This is a genomic window from Lachnospiraceae bacterium oral taxon 500 (genome assembly GCA_002999035.1).
In the GTDB taxonomy this organism is placed as follows: domain Bacteria; phylum Bacillota; class Clostridia; order Lachnospirales; family Vallitaleaceae; genus W11650.
Map to the genome: position 1 here is coordinate 410,966 of CP027241.1, position 17,690 is coordinate 428,655.

A 17,690-nucleotide genomic window follows, 5' to 3' on the forward strand; every position below is an offset into this window, starting at 1 on the left:
TTTTATTTTAGGCAAAAATTCGCTTCCATTTCCGCAAACGTCGCTGTCAAATACTCCCTGACCGCCTGCGGGTCTTTCATCTCCATCAGTTCCCGCCGCAGCGCCGCTATATCTGTTTCCTTCTTGCTTCCTTTTTCCGGCTCATCTATGATATACCCTTTTAAACTGTTTGAACTTTTCACTTATCATTTTTTCAAACATCCTATAGGAACGATATATATTCCATCCTCTCTCCTATATGCAAAATCTCCTATTCCAACTACAATCATCATAAATGATGGCAACGGCATCTTGGTAGTATCAATTTTATCTGCAAGTCTCTTGAGATTAACAGCCCCCTCTTCCATTAATTTCTGTCCGCCGAGCTTTATCTCAGCTAATCCATACTTTCCATTTCTCAGATGAATTACCGTATCACACTCCAGTCCCGACTTATCTCTATAATGTAGTACTTCACCACCCAAATATTCGGCATAAACTCGTAAATCTCTGACACACATCGCCTCAAATAAAAGTCCCATCGTGTTCAAATCATTTAATAAATCTTTCGGTCCTACACCCAGTGCTGCTGCGATAGACGGGTCTACATAATATCTGGTATCGGTTGTTCTGATTGCTGTCTTAGAGCGCAAATTGGGATTCCAAGCAGGCATATCTTCTATTACAAATATTTTTTTCAGTGCATTTATATATGAGGCAATGGTATCTTCATTCAATTTATCAGTATCATTTGCCTGAATGTCATCCCTCAAAACGGTACTCGCAACTTGTGCTCCTTGGTTACGGGCAAAAGATTTCATCAACCTTTTTACACGCTCAGGATTTTTATTGACTCCATCTGCCCTGTTTACATCAGATTTAACAACTGCATCATAATAATCCATTGCCTGCGAAAGTGCCGCTTTTTCACTCATTTCCATCGCACCCGGCCAGCCGCCTCTACATATTGCAAATGCCAGCTTTTCAAGATCTAAACCATTAATCCCGATTATTTGTTGGGGAGTAAGAAATAATTCTTCTAAACTCACTTCACCTGATGACTCTTCTGATTCATACAATGACATAGGACGCATAGTGAGCCAAGTAAACCGTCCCGTTCCCGAATGAGTTATTTCCTTTGAATCAACCGGAACTGCCGACCCGGTCAAAATAAACTGCCCTTCCTCTCCTCTTGTATCTACTTCATATCTGGCCGCATCCCACAGTTTAGGTGCAATTTGCCATTCATCAATAAGTCTGGGCGTTTTTCCCTGCAATAAACGTTCTGGCGCAATTTCTGACATCTGAATATTAACATCTCGTTTAGAAGGCTCGTCCATACGCAGCACACTGCCTGCAACCTGCATTGCTGTAGTTGTTTTGCCACACCATTTAGGACCTTCAATGATTACTGCGCCTTTTGCTTCCAGCTTATCCTTTAGTATTTCATCTGCGATACGCGGTTTATATTCTTTCATATTCTCACCTCTTATGCTGAATTATAGCACTTTTTCGGCGTTTTGGCAACTTTTTTTCGGCGTTTTGGCAACTTTTTTTTCGGCGTTTTGGCAACTTTTTTTTCGGCGTTTTGGCATTTAAAGAAATTGATACCCTCACAGCCACTTAGAATGGAAGAAAATATAAGGTACCAAATAGAATTGAAAAAGCCCCTTTTTTTCGGGGCTTATCATTCAATTATTTGGAAACATAATCCTTTATACTTGTCAAGCGATAAAAAGCGATTTTTTTATTCCATTTCCGCAAACGCCGCTGTTAAATACTCCCTGACCGCCTGCGGGTCTTTCATCTCCATCAGTTCCCGCCGCAGCGCCGCTGCACCGGCCAGTCCCTTTGTATACCACAGTAAATGCTTCTTCATTTCCTGCATAGCGGCAAACTCGCCTTTCTGGTCAAGTGCCAGCTGTAAATGCTCAAAAATCATGGCCTTCCTCTCCGCCAAAGTCGGCGCCCGGTACGGCTTTCCGGCCAGTGCGCTTTTAATTTCGGCAAAAATCCAAGGATTCCCCTCCGCGCCGCGAGCGACCATCAGTCCGTCGCAGCCGGTCTGCTCCAGCATTTGCACGGCCGCCTGACCGGAAAAAATATCGCCGTTGCCGATCACCGGAATCTTAACCGCCGCCTTGACCTGCCGAATAATATCCCAATCCGCCTGACCGCTGTAATACTGCCGGGCTGTCCGGCCATGCACCGCAATCGCTACCGCTCCGGCAGCTTCCGCGATTTTGGCAATCTCTACCGCGTTGATATGGTCATTATCAAAACCCTTGCGAATCTTAACCGTCACCGGCTTTTTCAGGCGTTTCGCCATCGCCGCCACGATGGCGCCGACCCGCTCCGGCTGACGCATCAAAGCGCTGCCCTCACCGTTATTGACGATTTTGGGAACCGGACAGCCCATGTTGACATCAAAGAACGCAATGTGGGGATTGTCAATCTTTTCCGCCATTTCCGCCAATAGCTCCGGCTCGGAACCAAAAAGCTGAACCGCCGCCAGTTCCTCCCGCTCATCAATCGTCAGCAAGTCTTTTGTTTTTTGATTATCAAACGACAGCGCCTTGGCGCTGACCATCTCCGTATAAGCCAGTTCACACCCCCGCTGCCGGCATAACAGGCGAAACGCCAAATCCGTCGTTCCGGCCATCGGCGCCATAAATAGGCCATACTGAAAGTTTAAATTTCCTATCTTCATCCTCGTCTGCTGTCCCGATTCATTTTATTTTTTTCGTAGATATAGCACAGCCCTTTAAAAGTCAGTTCCGGGTCATAAACTTCAATTTTATCCGTTTCTCCGACAATAATCCGCCCTAAGCCGCCGGTAGCAACTACTTTTAAATTGGTCAGGCCGCTTTCCGCCCGCACCTTATCAATAATATATTCCACTTGTCCAATATAGCCGTAAACAAGACCTGCCTGCATGCTGGTAATGGTATTTTTAGCCAAAATGCTTTTCGGCTTTTCAATTTGAATTTCCGGGAGCTTGGCCGCCTGTTTCCACAGCGCATCGGCACTGATCCGGATGCCCGGCGAAGTGATACCGGCTTCAAACACGCCCTTTTCCGAAATAAGATCATAGGTCGTCGCCGTACCGAAGTCAATCACCAGCACCGGCCCGCCGTATTCATTATAGGCCGCCACGGCATCCACAATCCGGTCAGCTCCGATTTCCCTGGGATTATCCGTATGAATCGAAATTCCGGTCTTTAAGCCCGGCTCGACAATCATCGGATTGACGCCGAAATATTTATAAATTGCATTAATCAGCGAATACATCAAGTTCGGCACAACCGACGAAATAATGACGTCGTCAATTTGTTCTTTCGATACATCTCTCTCCTTTAATAAATTGACCAGAATGACGCCATATTCATCACTGGTACGTTCCGTCTTGGTGCGCAGCCGAAAACTGCCCTTGTTTTCTTTGTCCTCATAAACCGCTACCGTAATATTGGTATTGCCTACGTCAATCACCAAAAGCATCTTTGATTCCTCCTGTTGTCATAAACTCAAAAACTCTTTTCCGCTTGCGAAAAATGCTGCTTCTGCATCAAAAATCTTTTTTCTCCTGTTGCAAACCCTTTTTTGCCTGCTGATACTTTTTCAGCCCTGCCGCTTGGGGAAGCGGACGGCTTGCTTTGGCTTCCTTTTTAACCGAACCGAGCATAACCTCGGCGTAATTTTTCTTTTCCGCCTGCCGAATCTCACTTTCGACCGCCATAATCTGTTCAATCAACTCCTGCATCCGGACAATGCTTTCCCGATACTGACCGGGATTTTCCTGCAAAAACGGCAGCAGCTCCACCGACAGCGTACTAAAACCTTGATCCAGCTTCTTTATCTCCTCAATCCATTCCTGCTTCTGCGCCAAAATCGTCTCCGTTGTCAGCCCCGCTTTATCCGCACCGGGCGCCTGACAAAGAGTATATGCCTTGATCTGCTCCAGCCTTGCCAATTTTTTTCTCAAAGTAAAGAGTAACAGATTTAATTTGGTTAAGATATTTTTCATCTTCTTACCCCCGCCGCTGCCTCAGTGCACAGAAAATGCTCAAAGTAAATAACCCGCTTTGCTTAACGGCAAGGCGGGTCTGCTGGTGTATCCAAATCCTTATTTCCTAGATAGTGCCATTGCTTCTTTCCAGGTATCCCGGAATTCACGGATAAAGATCAGAGCCGTTTCTACCTTCTCGGCACTTTTTTCAATATTGGCTTCTACCAAAGTAAAGGATATGAACTCATACATCCGATCCATCTGCTCGGCAATCGGAAAATCAAAGTTCAGCGTTCCTCTTAATTCATCAATAATATCCTGCACCCGAACGATCAGCCGATGCGCTTCTCCGATGTCCTTGGCATTTATAGCAGTAATTGCCTGATTGCCAAACTTAATCGCGCCCTCGTAAAGCATCAATGTCAATTCTGCCGGACTGGCCGTCATAATTGAATTATTTTTTATTTTATTGTACGGGTTGTTTTGCATGTCTTCCTCCTAATTCACAGCTCTTACTCCACAAATCATATATCGGTTTGTTTCTTAAAAACTTTACCCTGAATTTGCTCAACCGTTCCGGCAAGCAGATAGTCTGACTTGAAAACTTGCCGAAACACTCCTTTTTTGAAAACATTTTAAAACAAAACCTACACCGTTCGCACTCTATCCCAGCCGTCCCCGGCTTTCTTCGGCCTGCCGGAACATGGCCTCATAACCGGCCCGCTTTTCCTGTTCTTCCTTAACCACTGCCGCCGGTGCTTTCGCCATAAAACCGGGATTCGCCAACTTTTTATCAATTCTCTCCATTTCCTCATTCAGCCTTTTGATTTCCTTGTCCAAACGCTGCTTTTCCTGCTCCAAATCAACCAGTTCGGCAAACGGCATATAAAGCGCCGCATTCGGAATTGCGACCGACAGCCAGTCCTCGCCCAAACCACTGCCGTCCTCGGCAATCACTACTTCCGATGCCATCGCCAGCGCACCGAAAAAGACCCTATTACGGGCAAAAATCTCCCGGATTTCCGCCTGATCGCTGACTACCACTACCTTTACCTTTTTCTTGGGGCTGACTTTCATCTCGTTCCGCAGGGTGCGGATGCTGCCGACTGCCTGCTTAATCAGGCTGATTTCATTTTCCTCCTGCTTAAAATCCCATTCGGCACGAAAGACCGGCCAAGCCGAAACCATGATCGACTCTTCTTCATCCTGCAAATAGCTGAAAATTTCCTCGGTGATAAACGGCATAAACGGATGCAACAGCTTCATCGCCTGAATCAGCACGCTCTTTAACGTCCGCAGCGCCGCCGCCTGATCAACCGCGTCCGCGCTGTTCAGCCTTGGCTTAACCATTTCAATATACCAGTCGCAGAACTCCTCCCACAAAAAGTCATTCAGCTTGCTCAGCGCAATGCCCATTTCATATTTATCTAAGTTTTCCGTTACTTCCTTGGTCAAAGTATTGACCCGGCTTAAAATCCATTTATCTGCCGGTGCCAATGTAAAGTCCGCCGTTAATTCTTCCTCCGGCAGATTCATTAAGATAAAACGCGAAGCATTCCAAATCTTGTTGGCAAAATTGCGGGACGCTTCAATTCTTTCCTTGTAATAGCGCATGTCATTGCCCGGCGCGTTACCGGTCAGCAGCGTGATCCGCAGCGCATCCGCCCCGTATTTTTCAATTTCTTCCAGCGGGTCAATGCCGTTGCCCAGCGATTTACTCATTTTCCGGCCCTGATCGTCACGCACCAAACCGTGAATTAAAACAGTGTGAAACGGCAGGCGGCCGGTAAACTCCAGCGCCGAAAAGACCATCCGCACCACCCAGAAAAAGATGATATCATAGCCGGTCACCAACACATCGGTCGGGAAGAAATAATCAAAATCCTCGGTTTTCTCCGGCCAGCCCAAGGTTTCAAACGGCCACAGCGCCGAGCTGAACCAGGTATCCAGCGAGTCCTCGTCCTGATGCAAGTGCACGGAGCCGCATTTTTCACACTTTTCCACCGGCTCGGCACTGACGGTCTTATGCCCGCAGTCCTGGCAGTAATACACCGGAATTCGATGCCCCCACCACAGCTGCCGGGAAATCGCCCAATCCCGAATGTTTTCCAGCCAGTTCAAATATGTCTTGCCATAGCGCTCGGGTACAAACTTCAGCTCACCGCTCTTTAGCGCGGCAATCGCCGGCTCGGCTAATTCCTTCATCCGTAAAAACCATTGTTCTTTCAGGAGCGGCTCAATCACTGTGCCGCAGCGCTCATGTACACCGACATTATGGCGATGTGGTTTGACGCCCAGCAAATAACCGCCGGCTTTTAAATCCTCAACAATCGCTTCTCTGGCGGCATAGCGCTCCAACCCTTGATATTTGCCGCCATTTTCATTGATCCGGCCATCGTCGGTCATAATATTAATCTGCTCCAGATTATGACGCAGTCCGACCTCATAGTCATTCGGGTCATGCGCCGGCGTCATTTTAACCGCACCGGTGCCAAACTCTTTATCAACATACTCATCGGCAATCACGGCAATTTCCCGGCCGACCAGCGGCAAAATAACTTTTTGGCCAATCAAACTTTGGTAGCGCTCGTCATCGGGATGAACCGCCACCGCCGTGTCGCCCAGCATCGTTTCCGGCCGGGTCGTGGCAATCTCAATATAGCCGCTGCCGTCAGCGAACGGATATTTGATATGCCAGAAAAATCCGTCTTTTTCCTCATGGTCAACTTCCGCGTCGGAAATCGTGGTTTTGCAGTGCGGACACCAGTTGATCAGCTTGTAACCCTGATAAATATAGCCCTTATTGTAATAATGAACAAAAGCCTCGTTGACCGCCGCCGTACAGCCCTCGTCCAGCGTAAAGCGCTCCCGATCCCAGTCACAGGAGGAGCCCAATTTTTTAAGCTGCTGCACAATCCGGCCGCCGTACTCCTCTTTCCATTCCCAGGCCCGCCGCATAAACTCTTCTCTGCCCAACTCCTGCTTGCTCAGCCCTTCCTTGGCCAGTTTTTCCACAATCTTAACTTCCGTGGCAATGGCGGCGTGATCCGTTCCCGGCTGCCACAGGGTTTCATAGCCCTGCATCCGCTTAAAGCGGATTAAAATATCCTGCATTGTATTATCAAAGGCATGTCCCATATGAAGCTGCCCGGTTACGTTCGGCGGCGGAATCACAATCGTAAACGGCTCCTTGCTGCGATTTACCTGAGCCTTAAAATAGCCGTTCTTCTCCCATTTTTGATACAGCCGGTCCTCCATCTCCGAAGGGTTATAATTTTTTGCCAATTCCTTTGCCATAATGCCTCCATTTGTTCTTTTTTCTTTTCTTAAAAGGGATAAATCAAGCCGCTTTTCCCTACTCATTGTTTCCTTGCCTGCCGCCAGTCAGCGGCTTTTGAATTTACTGCTCTTTATTATGGATGTAAGTGTCAAAAGATGATAAATCCTTTTGACACTTGTATCATTATATAGTATTCCCTTTTATTTGGCAAGTATTCGCTTTTATTTCCAAAAATAAAACCACTCTCCTTTTAGAAAGAGTGGTTTTGGCTTCCTAATTTGCCCAAAGCAGAACTTTTGGTCGGGGTGAGCCGCCCGGGCAGAAATGCGCAGCCTTTCGACCGGGCAAGATTGCCCGCCCTTTGAGCGAAGCAGACCCTAAAAACTATGCCGATTGCCGCCCATACAGAAAATGCACAGCGCTTCAATTAAGAGAAAATCAAATTATTTTTCCTTAAAAAACCGATTGCTGTCAAAGTCGGCTATGTTGATTTTTTGATATCCGCCAAACTGCGAATCGGCTACTTGCTCATACACCGGCTTGCCAACTAAAAATTCATAAATTTCATTTACTTTTTCAATCGGATCAATATCGGCAAATTTGTCCGGGTAAATCATTTTTCCGACAAAATAGGAATTCCCCATCGCCGTATCAATATTGATATCGCACCAGACAAAGGCTAACTGCGTATAAACCTTGTCGTTTTTAAAGGCGCTTAAAAGCTGATAATAGGCCTTATTCTTGTTATAGTCTTCCTGAATCAAGTGAATGCTGGCCAAGTCAATAAAAATATACTCTGGATTCCATTCAATAATCTTTTCTTTATCCACTTCCACCAATCCGTCCTTGCCAATCCCGTTGACTACGTTGACGGCATTTACGGCGTCAAACAGCGGATAGTTTTCTCTGGTGCCTTCAATGCCATGTGGGCCGTTCCATGCCAAGCCGGCCGCATACACGGTTTTTCTTTCACTTTCCGGAATATCCTTGGTCCGTTCGTTCAAATCCTTTTTTAAGGCTTCCATATAGTCTATTACTTCTTTGGCTCTTTCTTCTTTGCCCATGATCTTACCGATCAACTCCAGCGACTGATAGAGCTTAGGATCAAAGATAACGCCCGTCCCATAATCCAAGGCCACTACCGGACAGCCGGTCTGGCGCTGAATCTGGTCATAAGCCGCAACTTCGTACTGGTCGCAGAAAATAACATCCGGCTTGGCCAGCAAAACCGCTTCCCAATCCTCTATAAAATAGCCGCCGCCAAAGCTTTTCATTTCTAAAATTTCCGGATTGGCCAGCGCATACGGACGATTGGTCAAATTCTTGGCATCACGTGCCGATACGCCGACCAAATCATTTAAACCATTGATATAAGTATATAATCTCTGCGTGGTCGGACTGTCCGTCAGCGCTTTCCGATTGTCTTTTTTCGGCAGTCTGACCTCACGTCCGGCCATATCAATAATAACCATCTCTTCATCCGCCTGCAGCTGACTTTCGTCCTTTTTCTCATCCACCTTGGCCTGATTTTCGTCCTTTTTTTCATCGGCTTTTTCCTTTGCCGCTTCTTTCTCCTGCGTTTGGCTTTTGTTTTCCGCAACCGGTGCGTTTTCCTTTTTTGCTGCCGGATTACAGCCCGCTAAGCCAATCAGTAATCCCCATACCAGTGTCAAAATCAATATTTTTTTCATCTTCATTTTTTCCTTCCTGTCTATCAGTTATTTTTTTCTTTGCCTGGCTGCCGCCGGTTTTCCCCCCGAAAAATCTCTATCCGTCAATCAATAAATCACCTCACTCCTGCCGATAATCTTTCAGCAAAATATAAAGAAATACCGGTGCTCCTAAAAATGATGTTATCACTCCTATCGGCAGCACAACCGGCGAAAACAAAGCCCGTGCCGCTGTGTCGGAAACAAGCAGAACCAGCGCTCCCATCAGCGCCGCCGCCGGAATCAGAAATCTATGATCATTGCCGATTAACCTTCGGGTTATCTGCGGAGCAATCAAGCCAACAAAGCCAATAATCCCCAAAAAGGACACCGCTGTCGACACCAAGAGCGATGAAAAAAACATACCGCCCATTCGTATTTTCTGCGTATCAACCCCCAAACTGGCGGCATTGTCGTCGCCGCTGATCATGGCGTTATAGTCCCAACTTCTGAGTAAAAAATAAAAAAAGGCAACCAAAAACAAAGCACCCAATAAAGTCAATTCCGGCCAAGAAGCCCGGCCTAAGTTGCCAAATGTCCAAAACACCGCCGCCGCAACATGATGAGAATCCGCAAAATATTGCAGAAAAGCCGTTGCCGCACTGAACAAGGCGCTGACAGCTACCCCGGCTAAAATAATCACATTCGGATCAAACGCGCGAATCTTGGATAAAGCCATCACAAAGAACAACGCCGCCGCCGAAGCAATAAACGCAGACAGGGCGACCACATACGGCGAAGCAATAAAGACCGCGTCCGCCTGCGCACTTTGCATACTGCCGCTGCCCAAAACAATAATTGCAAAATTGGCACCAAAAGCCGAAGCACTGGTAATCCCCAGCGTTGAGGGCGAGGCCAGCGGGTTTCTCAGATTATTCTGCATAATGCAGCCGGCCGTTCCCAGTGCCGCTCCCGCAAAAACTGCCGCCGTAATCCTCGGCAGCCGAATATTCCAGACAACAACTTGCAGCGTTTCCGAACCTTTTCCCTGAAGCGTTTGCAGCATTGCCGCCAAATCCATTTCCGCAATACCGGAACGCAGCGAAATATAGGCCGCTGCCATAACCCCCATCAGCATAGCCAATAGCAGCAGCCATTTTTGCCGCTGATAGGACTTGTACTGCATTGTAATATTTTTACCTTCTGTTGTCATTCTCCTCATCCTTCCCCGTGCTCCGTCTCTTCTTCCCCCATCTGCCGTGCCGGGATCACAAACATACTTCCGTCTAACTGATATACCTTTACTTCTACGGAGTATACCTCGCTTAGCGCCTCTGCCGTTAAGATATCCTTTTTCCCATACTGATAAATTTTCTGGTCTTTCAGCAAGATAAAATCCGTTGCATAACGCAGCGACAGATTGATGTCATGAATGGAAACAATCGTCATAATATTCTTTTCCCGACAATATTTTTTAACAATGCTCATCACATCCAATTGATTTTTTAAATCCAGGGCCGAAGTCGGTTCGTCTAAAAGCAGTACCTCCGGCTGCTGGGCCAACGCTCTGGCCAACCGTATTTTCTGAGATTCGCCGCCGCTCAATTCGTCCATATACTTCATCGAAAACTTTCCCAAATCCAGATATTCCATAATTTCTTTGACAATCCGGTGATCTTCTGCCGACGGAAAATATTTAATATATGGTTTTCTGCCGATTAAAATCGCATCATATGCTCTCATCCGCGATGATTTCTCATTTTGCGCAACATACGACATCTTGCGGGCCAGCTGGTTTCGCTTCATATCTTTGATGTTTTTGCCGCTCAGCAAAACACAGCCCTTATGCGGTGCCAGAATTCTGACAATATTTTTTAACAAAGTTGATTTGCCGGAACCGTTGACCCCGAGCAAAGCCACAAAACTGCCTTTGGTTAATGAAAAAGAAATATCTTTCAAAACTTCTTTTTCATAGTTAAAGCATAGATTTTTTACTTGAACATCCATATCCTGCCTCAAAAAAAAGACCATAAAGCAGGCCTTTTCTAAAGCCTACCTTATGATCTTCTGATCCTGTGTTGTGTTATTTGAACTTTATCCGGCTGGCCCGTTTACGCTTTTCCGTCAGTAAACAGCATAAACGCGATGCCGCTTTTTGTGAAAAATTGAAACTTTTAACCGTCAGCAATTCATTTGCTGCATTTCCAATAGCATATCATATAATCAAAAAAATGACAAGAACTTAAAAATTAAAAGCCGAAAAAAATACCCCTACAAATGCTTACTCCAAATTTTTTTTTAGCCCAAGCCACAATCATTGTTTCCGATTGGGCTGCACTCCCTCCATGCACCGCTAACCCCGGGCCCATCACTGCATCCGGACAATATTGTATCAACGCCTGCACGGAAGATGCCTGACCGCTGACATAATTTTGACCTTTGTGGGAATAATAAATAATCAAATTTTTTGCCATTTTTTCTCCTCTGTAATACTCCTAACTTTTCCATTAAGGCCGCTTGCTCTTTGGCAATGGATTTTTTAAAATTCCCCAGCGTTCCCCGTCACGAACTGCCGCATATCCCTCGGAAAACCGGGTCAGTTCCGAAAACTGTCCAAACGGAACGATTTCTTTGCCGGTCTTATCAATATAAGCCATCTCCTCATCTTTTATGACCACCGCCAGACCATTATGAAACGAATTGTACTCCAAAAGCCCTATGTTTGTCATTTCCGAGACATAGGTTTCATACTGCATCGGAATTACTTCCTCGCCCCGGCGATTAATATATCCCCACCTGCAGCGATCCCTGTTTGCCCCATCCTGCCAAAACACAGCCACCGCCGCCAGCCCTTCGGAAAATGGAAGCGCCTCTGAATACTGGCGGAGAGGAATTGCCAGTTTGCCTTTTTTATCCATAAAACCAATGGTTTCGTCACACACGATCATTGCTAAGCCTTCGGAAAACGGCATAAATAACACGATTTCATTCTCGTCTTGCAACTCATCCTGAAAAGTGCAGGGCAGCACTACCCTACCCGTCCGGTCAATATAACTCCTATTTCCTTGCTGGTCTGCTACTGCTGCTAAGCCTTCCGTAAAAGGCCGACCGGCAAAATAATCATTATCCAGTACCGTTTTCCCCTGTTTATCAATATAAATCACTTTTTGATCGTCGGTCATCACCGGCGCTAAGCCACCAGAAAAGTTTCCGGCCCATAAGTATTGCTCCTGATTGATCCGCTGCCCGGTCGAATCAATGTAAAAATAGCCTTGACTCCAGGTTCCCACTGTCGCTATGCCTTCATAAAAGGAGATATCATCCAGATACTCGGAAGCATCAATATAGTCATATTGCAGCGGAATTACTTCTTCCCCCTGCTGATTAATGTATCCGCATTTTCCGTTCTGTCCTACTCCGGCCAGACCCTCTTTAAAATCCCAGACATGGCTATACTTACAGGCAATGACCTCCCGTCCGTCCGTGGTAATAAAACCCCATTTTCCGGTTTGATTTTGCACCGCCGCCATTCCCTCGGAAAAATAGCGAACAGTTTCATATTCCTGCTTCAACCATTTAATGGCCAGTTCGTTCTGCTGTTCGTCCTCCGGCTCTTCTTCCGTTTCTTCCTCAGGCTCTTCCTCCGACTCTTGATCTCCTATGCGCTCAAGTTCCTCTGTTCCTGGCACTTCCAGACCCGGCATATTCTCAAATTGTCCCGCCGTTGCCGCCGCTCTTATTCCCAATACCAACAGTATCAAATACAACAAACCCGTCCTCATTTTCGACCCCTCCTCATCAAAGTATTGCTTTTTACTCTACTTTCCCCCCTGATCGAAGTGCTGCGCACTTCTGCCCGGGCGGACAGTCTGCCTATCTGTCGAACATGGGAAAGTTGAGTTTTAGGTATCTATCTTTATTTCGTCAGCCTTCCTTGGCAAAAGGCTTGCCCTTTCTATCAGCCAAAAGGCTAAATACTCTGTCGAACACGAAAAAATTGACTTACTTCGTTGATTACACTTACCCTCCGAAAGCAAAGTTCCCAAGGAAAACGTTAAAATTTCAGTGCATCGTCTGCCGCCTGAATCAGTGCCTCGGCAATTTTCGGCTCACCGGCGGAATGACCCGACGCCTCAATAATCCGCAGCTCTGACCGGGGCAAACTCCGGTGCAGCTCATACGCTCCACTTAACCGGCAGTCCATATCATAACGGCCATGTACGATGATCGTCGGAATATGGGCAATCTTATTCGCATTGGCCAAAATATAATTATCCTCCGGCAAGAACAAATGATTAATAAAATAATGGCATTCCAGCCGCGCCAACGATACCGCCAGTTCCGGCGCCGAAAACTCTGCCGCTACCGCCGGATCCGGCAGCAAAGTAATCAGACTGCCTTCCCAGCTACTCCAAGCCTTCGCCGCCTGTTCCCGAATCTGCCGGTCAGGCGAAGTCAAAAGCCGGTAATAACCATTTATCACATTTAACTCCGCCCGGTCTTTTTCCGGAAGCGGCACCAAATAATCTTCGTATTCCTGCGGAAAAAAAGCATCCACACCCTGACGGAACGACCAGTCAACATCCGCCTGTCGGCCTAAGAAAATTCCGCGTAAAATCAGACCCGTTACCCTTTCCGGGTACTCAATGGCATAAAACAGCGCCAATGTCGAGCCCCAGCTGCCGCCAAACACATGCCATTTTTCCACGCCGACATGCCGCCGCAGCTTTTCGATATCCGCCGCCAGCTCCTGCGTGGTGTTTTCTTCTAACTCCGCATAAGGAAGCGACTTGCCACAGCCGCGCTGATCAAATAAAATGATATGATAGCGCTCCGGATCAAAATATTGGCGATGATATGGCTTAATTGCCCCACCCGGCCCGCCGTGCAGAAAAACCACCGGCTGTCCCTTAGGATTCCCCACCTGCTCGTAATAAATCTGATGCCTTTCCGAAACCGGTAAATAACCGCTGGCAAACGGCTCAATTGCCGGGTAATACTCTTTTTTTACTTGAAAATATTCCTGAATCGTCATAATCCTCCGCCCTCCGCTGAAAACAATCCGTCAGCGCTTTGCTGCTTCATCTTGCTAAATCTGCCGGTAAGCGCTGTTGTTCAAGTGTCTGCCGGCATTTTCCCTGATCCGCCGTTTTGTGGTCAGCCGCACTCGCACTTAACACTCTAAACTGCCGTCTAAGGTTTTTAGGCTTAAACTCCGCCTTTTAGTTAAATCCGGCTATTTATCATTCTTCCGCCAGTTTTTCTCTGACCATATTAATCAGATTGGTCAGCGCCTTATTTAAATTGCTTGCCTCCGCTACCGCCAGCTGAATGTTGCACTTTTGCATGGGCACCAAAACTTTCAGCGCCTCACTCTTACTGACTGCTGCCGCCATCTCCGGCGTATATTCGCCCAGCATGGAAAACGGCACTACAATCCCCATTGCCCCCAAAATAATATCGGCTCTTTCCGCGTTATAGGCAATCGCCCCGGCTCCGGTTGCCCCTTCATCGGCTCCCGCCTTCAGCATGGCGTTGGTGGCTATCACATTGGTGCCGCAGGCAATCACCGCCAGCTCGGGAAACTCCGCTTTCAGTCTCTCGACAATGGCTTTGCCTACGCCGCCGCCCTGTCCGTCCACTACCAATGCCTTCATTTTTTTTCCGTTCATGTTCTTTTCCTCTCTGCCTTATCTTTTTAATATTCTCTAACAAATCCCTTTCAGCGCAATCTTTTCCGCTTCCGATTTCTGCCCGGGCAGAAAGGAAAGCCTTGCGATTGGGAAAAGCCGATTTACTTTCTAACCAAAAACTTCGACAAACCATCCTCCGCCGGCGGGCAGATCTCGCCCTGAATCAGTGGCCGAAGATAGGATAAAAACTCTTCCCTAACATCTGTTCCCTCGGCGGTCAGCCACTGACGCGGCACCATTTTCTCCTGATTGCAAATCCGGTCAACCGCTGCCAGTTCGCAGCGCAGCCGGTACTCTGCCCCTGTCTCCCGCTGAAAAGTAACCATTTGTCCGGTTTGACCGCTGACTGCCTGAGCAACCGCAAACTCCCCAGCCAAAGCGGCTTCTTCTACATCCGCGCGGGACAGGCTTTGGCTGGCTGAACGCTGTGCCAGTCCTAAGTCAAAGCTCCTGACCTTAACCCCGATCTCATCCCGGACAACCGACTCCAAATAGGCCGCCGCTCCCGACAATAACTTATGACCAAAGTTGTCTTCCGCCATAGCGGCTGCATTTTCTGCCACAAAATGTCCTGCCTGGTCTTTCAACCCCTCCGATACACAAATCACCACGCTGTTGCGCCGGCTCAGTTCCGTTCTAACCGCTTCCACAAAAGCCGTCCGGTCAAAGGGAACCTCCGGCAGATAAAGCAGCGCCGGATTATCGTCCGGATAGCGCCTGGCCAGTGCCGCCGCACCGGTTAACCAGCCGGCATGCCGCCCCATAATCTCCATAATCGTCACGGATTTTAAATCATACGCATCGGTATCGGCTACTACGCCGCGCACCGATGCCGCCACATATTTAGCCGCCGAGCCAAAGCCGGGCGTATGGTCGGTCAAAACCAAATCATTATCCACTGTTTTCGGAATCCCCAGAAAAACAATGTCACTGCCGCGCCGCGCCGCTTCTTTCGCCAGCTTATCCACCGTATCCATGGAGTCATTGCCGCCGATATACAGGAAATAACCAATGTTCTCCTGCTCCAGCCGCTCAAAAATTTGCCGGTAAACCGGTGCATCCGTCTCGGCCGGCAGCTTAAACCGGCAGGAGCCCAAATATGCCCCCGGCGTTGTCCGCAGGAGCGTCAATTCTTCCGCCGAAAAATCAGTTAACTCGGTTTGGCGGCCGGCCAAAAAGCCCTCAATTCCGTAAATCATACCATAAATCTTACCAATGCTTTTATTTTTCTGCGCCGCTGCAATTACCCCGGCCAGCGAAGCGTTAATTACTGCCGTCGGCCCGCCGGACTGCCCTACTGCTAAGTTTTTCATTTTGCTTTTCTCCTTATTCTGCTGATTTTTCCTTGCTTCTTCTTTCTTAGGTGTGAGCAGCTCATCCTACATTGTATTGCATCAACGGACATCATCAAAATTGGAATAATTTATTTTCATCAATATCAATTTCATACCGCTCATCAATCAACACATAATTCACCTTGTATTTTCTGGCATATTCCAGCATCTTTACATTCTCCGCTAACACGCTTTCCAAAGTACACCACTTATCATCGATACGATTTTCAATAACATTTGCATATCGCTTTATGTCAGAAAAGTGATTCCTTATATATTCCTCACTCATGACCAGACAATAATATTGTATCTTCTCAAGATACTCTTGTTCAAAGCTATTTGACCATGAAAAAGGAATATAACAGCCCTCAACAATAAGATTTTGCTTATTCTCTATAGCGGTTTTAATTATCCCGCAAACAACGGGCCATAAATATTCCGTGAGTTTCCCGTCATCACTCATTGGCGTAAGGTCTGTATAACCGCTGCGAATTAACCCCATTTTTAAGTGGTCGATTGACAAATACGGATATTTATATTTTTCAAGAAGCCTTTGTGCCAACAAGGTTTTCCCTGTATGCGAAGCACCGGTAATCAATACAATCATAATTCTCTTTTCCCAGCCCTCAATTTGTCATTTTCTATTTGCCGTCTGCTCTTGCACTTAAAACACGGCTTAAACCGCTCTCTTTATTGTAACGTAATCTATAAAAATACGCAAGAAAAAGCTCAAAAATTTCAAAAAAGCAGCTGCTCTAAGTTGCCATCCGGATTTTAAAATATCATTTCAATCCTTTCTGAAGCAAAGGCCTTAAGCGCAGCTACTTTTTACATTCATTCTATTTTATTCAGGCAGAACCTGCCTTTTTATACTTTTTTATTTATTTTCTCTTTTTCAAGGCATAGCCGCCGCTAACAATCATTGCACCCACCAACCATACCAAGCCTGCCGGAACTCCACTGGTTTTCGGTAATTGCGCATTTCCCATAGGAATGCCGTTATCGTCCAAACTTTCATCCGGCTGTGGTTCCGGTTTCGATTCCGATTCCGGTTTCGATTCCGGCTCCGGTTTCGATTCCGACTCCGGCTTCGGTTCCGGTTTCGGTTCTTCCACCTTGGTATTAGTCACTGTACAAATCCATTTTTGTCCCCTATTAGCAGGCCAATCTGCATCCACTAATTTAAATTCGCCAACCTCACTGGTATAACCGGGGACCTGAGTGATCTCCCTGATTTCATATTTGACGGAATAACCGGGACGGAAAGCATCCCCGGGAACGGTATAGAGATCTGCCCAACCATCCGCTTTGGTAAGACGGAATATATGTCCATACTGCTCTTCCACTTTGGGGACATTATCCCTCATAGATGTAACGGTAGCAATCATCTGCACCAAGATCTCGTCTACCCCCTCAGGTTCGCCGCCGACCCATTTTTTGATGATTTCCACTTCATCGCCTTGCGGTTTCGGTTTCTCCTCCTCTTCTTCCTCTTCACGCGGAACATAGGGAGTTAACGGAACATATTTAGAATTAGTCACGGTAAAGACCCATATTGCGCTTCCATTGGCCTGCGGATCCATCTGGCGCTCTATTCTGGTGGTATAACCACTCACTTGCGTTGTTTCTGTGGCGATATATTCGACTTTTTTATTATGATATTCTGTTACAGCATTAAGTTGAGAGGCTTCCCACGAATTTGCCTCATTAAGTATAAACGAATATTTAAAGTTCTCTAATTCAGCCGGA

At 46.9% G+C, this 17,690-nt stretch carries 17 protein-coding genes; 1 reads left to right on the forward strand and 16 read right to left on the reverse strand.

Features of this window, described 5'->3' with window-relative positions:
- Positions 1–2: 2 nt before the first annotated feature.
- From C3V36_01995 to C3V36_02070, 16 genes are all read right to left on the reverse strand, one after another.
- The gene (locus C3V36_01995; GenBank protein AVM68133.1) at positions 3–182 is read right to left on the reverse strand and encodes a hypothetical protein; all 180 of its coding nucleotides are present in this window, start codon (positions 180–182) and stop codon (positions 3–5) included.
- Positions 183–185: 3 nt separating this feature from the next.
- Complete coding sequence (locus tag C3V36_02000; protein AVM68134.1) at positions 186–1,457, reverse strand: AAA family ATPase; 1,272 nt, start codon at positions 1,455–1,457, stop codon at positions 186–188.
- Positions 1,458–1,726: 269 nt separating this feature from the next.
- A complete protein-coding gene (locus C3V36_02005; GenBank protein AVM68135.1) occupies positions 1,727–2,689 on the reverse strand; it encodes a tRNA dihydrouridine synthase DusB in 963 nt (320 codons plus the stop codon).
- Positions 2,686–3,477, reverse strand: a complete 792-nt coding sequence (locus C3V36_02010) for a type III pantothenate kinase (GenBank protein ID AVM68136.1) — start codon at positions 3,475–3,477, stop codon at positions 2,686–2,688. The genes C3V36_02005 and C3V36_02010 overlap by 4 nt, the downstream gene beginning before the upstream one ends.
- Positions 3,478–3,544: 67 nt before the next feature.
- The gene (locus C3V36_02015) at positions 3,545–4,003 is read right to left on the reverse strand and encodes a hypothetical protein (protein AVM68137.1); all 459 of its coding nucleotides are present in this window, start codon (positions 4,001–4,003) and stop codon (positions 3,545–3,547) included.
- Between the two features lie 99 nt (positions 4,004–4,102).
- Positions 4,103–4,474 (reverse strand): flagellar export chaperone FliS, encoded by a 372-nt coding sequence (gene fliS / locus C3V36_02020; GenBank protein ID AVM68138.1) that lies wholly within the window; start codon positions 4,472–4,474, stop codon positions 4,103–4,105.
- A 174-nt stretch (positions 4,475–4,648) separates the two neighbouring features.
- Positions 4,649–7,282, reverse strand: a complete 2,634-nt coding sequence (locus C3V36_02025; protein ID AVM70404.1) for a valine--tRNA ligase — start codon at positions 7,280–7,282, stop codon at positions 4,649–4,651.
- Between the two features lie 426 nt (positions 7,283–7,708).
- Positions 7,709–8,962 (reverse strand): hypothetical protein, encoded by a 1,254-nt coding sequence (locus tag C3V36_02030; protein AVM68139.1) that lies wholly within the window; start codon positions 8,960–8,962, stop codon positions 7,709–7,711.
- Between the two features lie 94 nt (positions 8,963–9,056).
- The gene (locus tag C3V36_02035; GenBank protein ID AVM68140.1) at positions 9,057–10,136 is read right to left on the reverse strand and encodes an iron ABC transporter permease; all 1,080 of its coding nucleotides are present in this window, start codon (positions 10,134–10,136) and stop codon (positions 9,057–9,059) included.
- Complete coding sequence (locus C3V36_02040; protein AVM70405.1) at positions 10,133–10,921, reverse strand: iron ABC transporter ATP-binding protein; 789 nt, start codon at positions 10,919–10,921, stop codon at positions 10,133–10,135. The genes C3V36_02035 and C3V36_02040 overlap by 4 nt, the downstream gene beginning before the upstream one ends.
- 242 nt (positions 10,922–11,163) lie before the next feature.
- Positions 11,164–11,388 carry a hypothetical protein gene (locus tag C3V36_02045; protein AVM68141.1) on the reverse strand — a complete coding sequence of 75 codons (225 nt, stop codon included), beginning with the start codon at positions 11,386–11,388 and terminating at the stop codon, positions 11,164–11,166.
- A 33-nt stretch (positions 11,389–11,421) separates the two neighbouring features.
- Positions 11,422–12,696, reverse strand: coding sequence for a hypothetical protein (locus C3V36_02050; protein AVM68142.1), 1,275 nt, complete (start codon positions 12,694–12,696; stop codon positions 11,422–11,424).
- Positions 12,697–12,968: 272 nt separating this feature from the next.
- Entirely contained in the window at positions 12,969–13,949 is a 981-nt protein-coding gene (gene pip, locus C3V36_02055) for a prolyl aminopeptidase (protein ID AVM68143.1), read from the reverse strand.
- A 208-nt stretch (positions 13,950–14,157) separates the two neighbouring features.
- Complete coding sequence (locus tag C3V36_02060; GenBank protein AVM70406.1) at positions 14,158–14,571, reverse strand: hypothetical protein; 414 nt, start codon at positions 14,569–14,571, stop codon at positions 14,158–14,160.
- Positions 14,572–14,708: 137 nt separating this feature from the next.
- The gene (locus C3V36_02065) at positions 14,709–15,920 is read right to left on the reverse strand and encodes a 6-phosphofructokinase (protein ID AVM68144.1); all 1,212 of its coding nucleotides are present in this window, start codon (positions 15,918–15,920) and stop codon (positions 14,709–14,711) included.
- Positions 15,921–16,014: 94 nt separating this feature from the next.
- The gene (locus C3V36_02070) at positions 16,015–16,548 is read right to left on the reverse strand and encodes an adenylate kinase (GenBank protein AVM68145.1); all 534 of its coding nucleotides are present in this window, start codon (positions 16,546–16,548) and stop codon (positions 16,015–16,017) included.
- A 367-nt stretch (positions 16,549–16,915) separates the two neighbouring features.
- On the opposite strand from C3V36_02070, the gene C3V36_02075 reads away from it, so the two are divergent.
- A complete protein-coding gene (locus tag C3V36_02075) occupies positions 16,916–17,122 on the forward strand; it encodes a hypothetical protein (protein ID AVM68146.1) in 207 nt (68 codons plus the stop codon).
- Positions 17,123–17,690 lie beyond the last annotated feature (568 nt).

Coding starts and splice junctions, on each gene's coding strand:
- C3V36_02065 (AVM68144.1), bottom strand. CDS start 15,920: ATGAAAAACTTAGCAGTAGGGCAGTCCGGCGGGCCGACGGCAGTAATT.
- C3V36_02005 (AVM68135.1), bottom strand. CDS start 2,689: ATGAAGATAGGAAATTTAAACTTTCAGTATGGCCTATTTATGGCGCCG.
- C3V36_02000 (AVM68134.1), bottom strand. CDS start 1,457: ATGAAAGAATATAAACCGCGTATCGCAGATGAAATACTAAAGGATAAG.
- C3V36_02015 (AVM68137.1), bottom strand. CDS start 4,003: ATGAAAAATATCTTAACCAAATTAAATCTGTTACTCTTTACTTTGAGA.
- C3V36_02025 (AVM70404.1), bottom strand. CDS start 7,282: ATGGCAAAGGAATTGGCAAAAAATTATAACCCTTCGGAGATGGAGGAC.
- C3V36_02035 (AVM68140.1), bottom strand. CDS start 10,136: ATGAGGAGAATGACAACAGAAGGTAAAAATATTACAATGCAGTACAAG.
- fliS (AVM68138.1), bottom strand. CDS start 4,474: ATGCAAAACAACCCGTACAATAAAATAAAAAATAATTCAATTATGACG.
- C3V36_02045 (AVM68141.1), bottom strand. CDS start 11,388: ATGGCAAAAAATTTGATTATTTATTATTCCCACAAAGGTCAAAATTAT.
- C3V36_02010 (AVM68136.1), bottom strand. CDS start 3,477: ATGCTTTTGGTGATTGACGTAGGCAATACCAATATTACGGTAGCGGTT.
- C3V36_02030 (AVM68139.1), bottom strand. CDS start 8,962: ATGAAGATGAAAAAAATATTGATTTTGACACTGGTATGGGGATTACTG.
- C3V36_02050 (AVM68142.1), bottom strand. CDS start 12,696: ATGAGGACGGGTTTGTTGTATTTGATACTGTTGGTATTGGGAATAAGA.
- C3V36_02070 (AVM68145.1), bottom strand. CDS start 16,548: ATGATTGTATTGATTACCGGTGCTTCGCATACAGGGAAAACCTTGTTG.
- C3V36_02040 (AVM70405.1), bottom strand. CDS start 10,921: ATGGATGTTCAAGTAAAAAATCTATGCTTTAACTATGAAAAAGAAGTT.
- pip (AVM68143.1), bottom strand. CDS start 13,949: ATGACGATTCAGGAATATTTTCAAGTAAAAAAAGAGTATTACCCGGCA.
- C3V36_02060 (AVM70406.1), bottom strand. CDS start 14,571: ATGAAGGCATTGGTAGTGGACGGACAGGGCGGCGGCGTAGGCAAAGCC.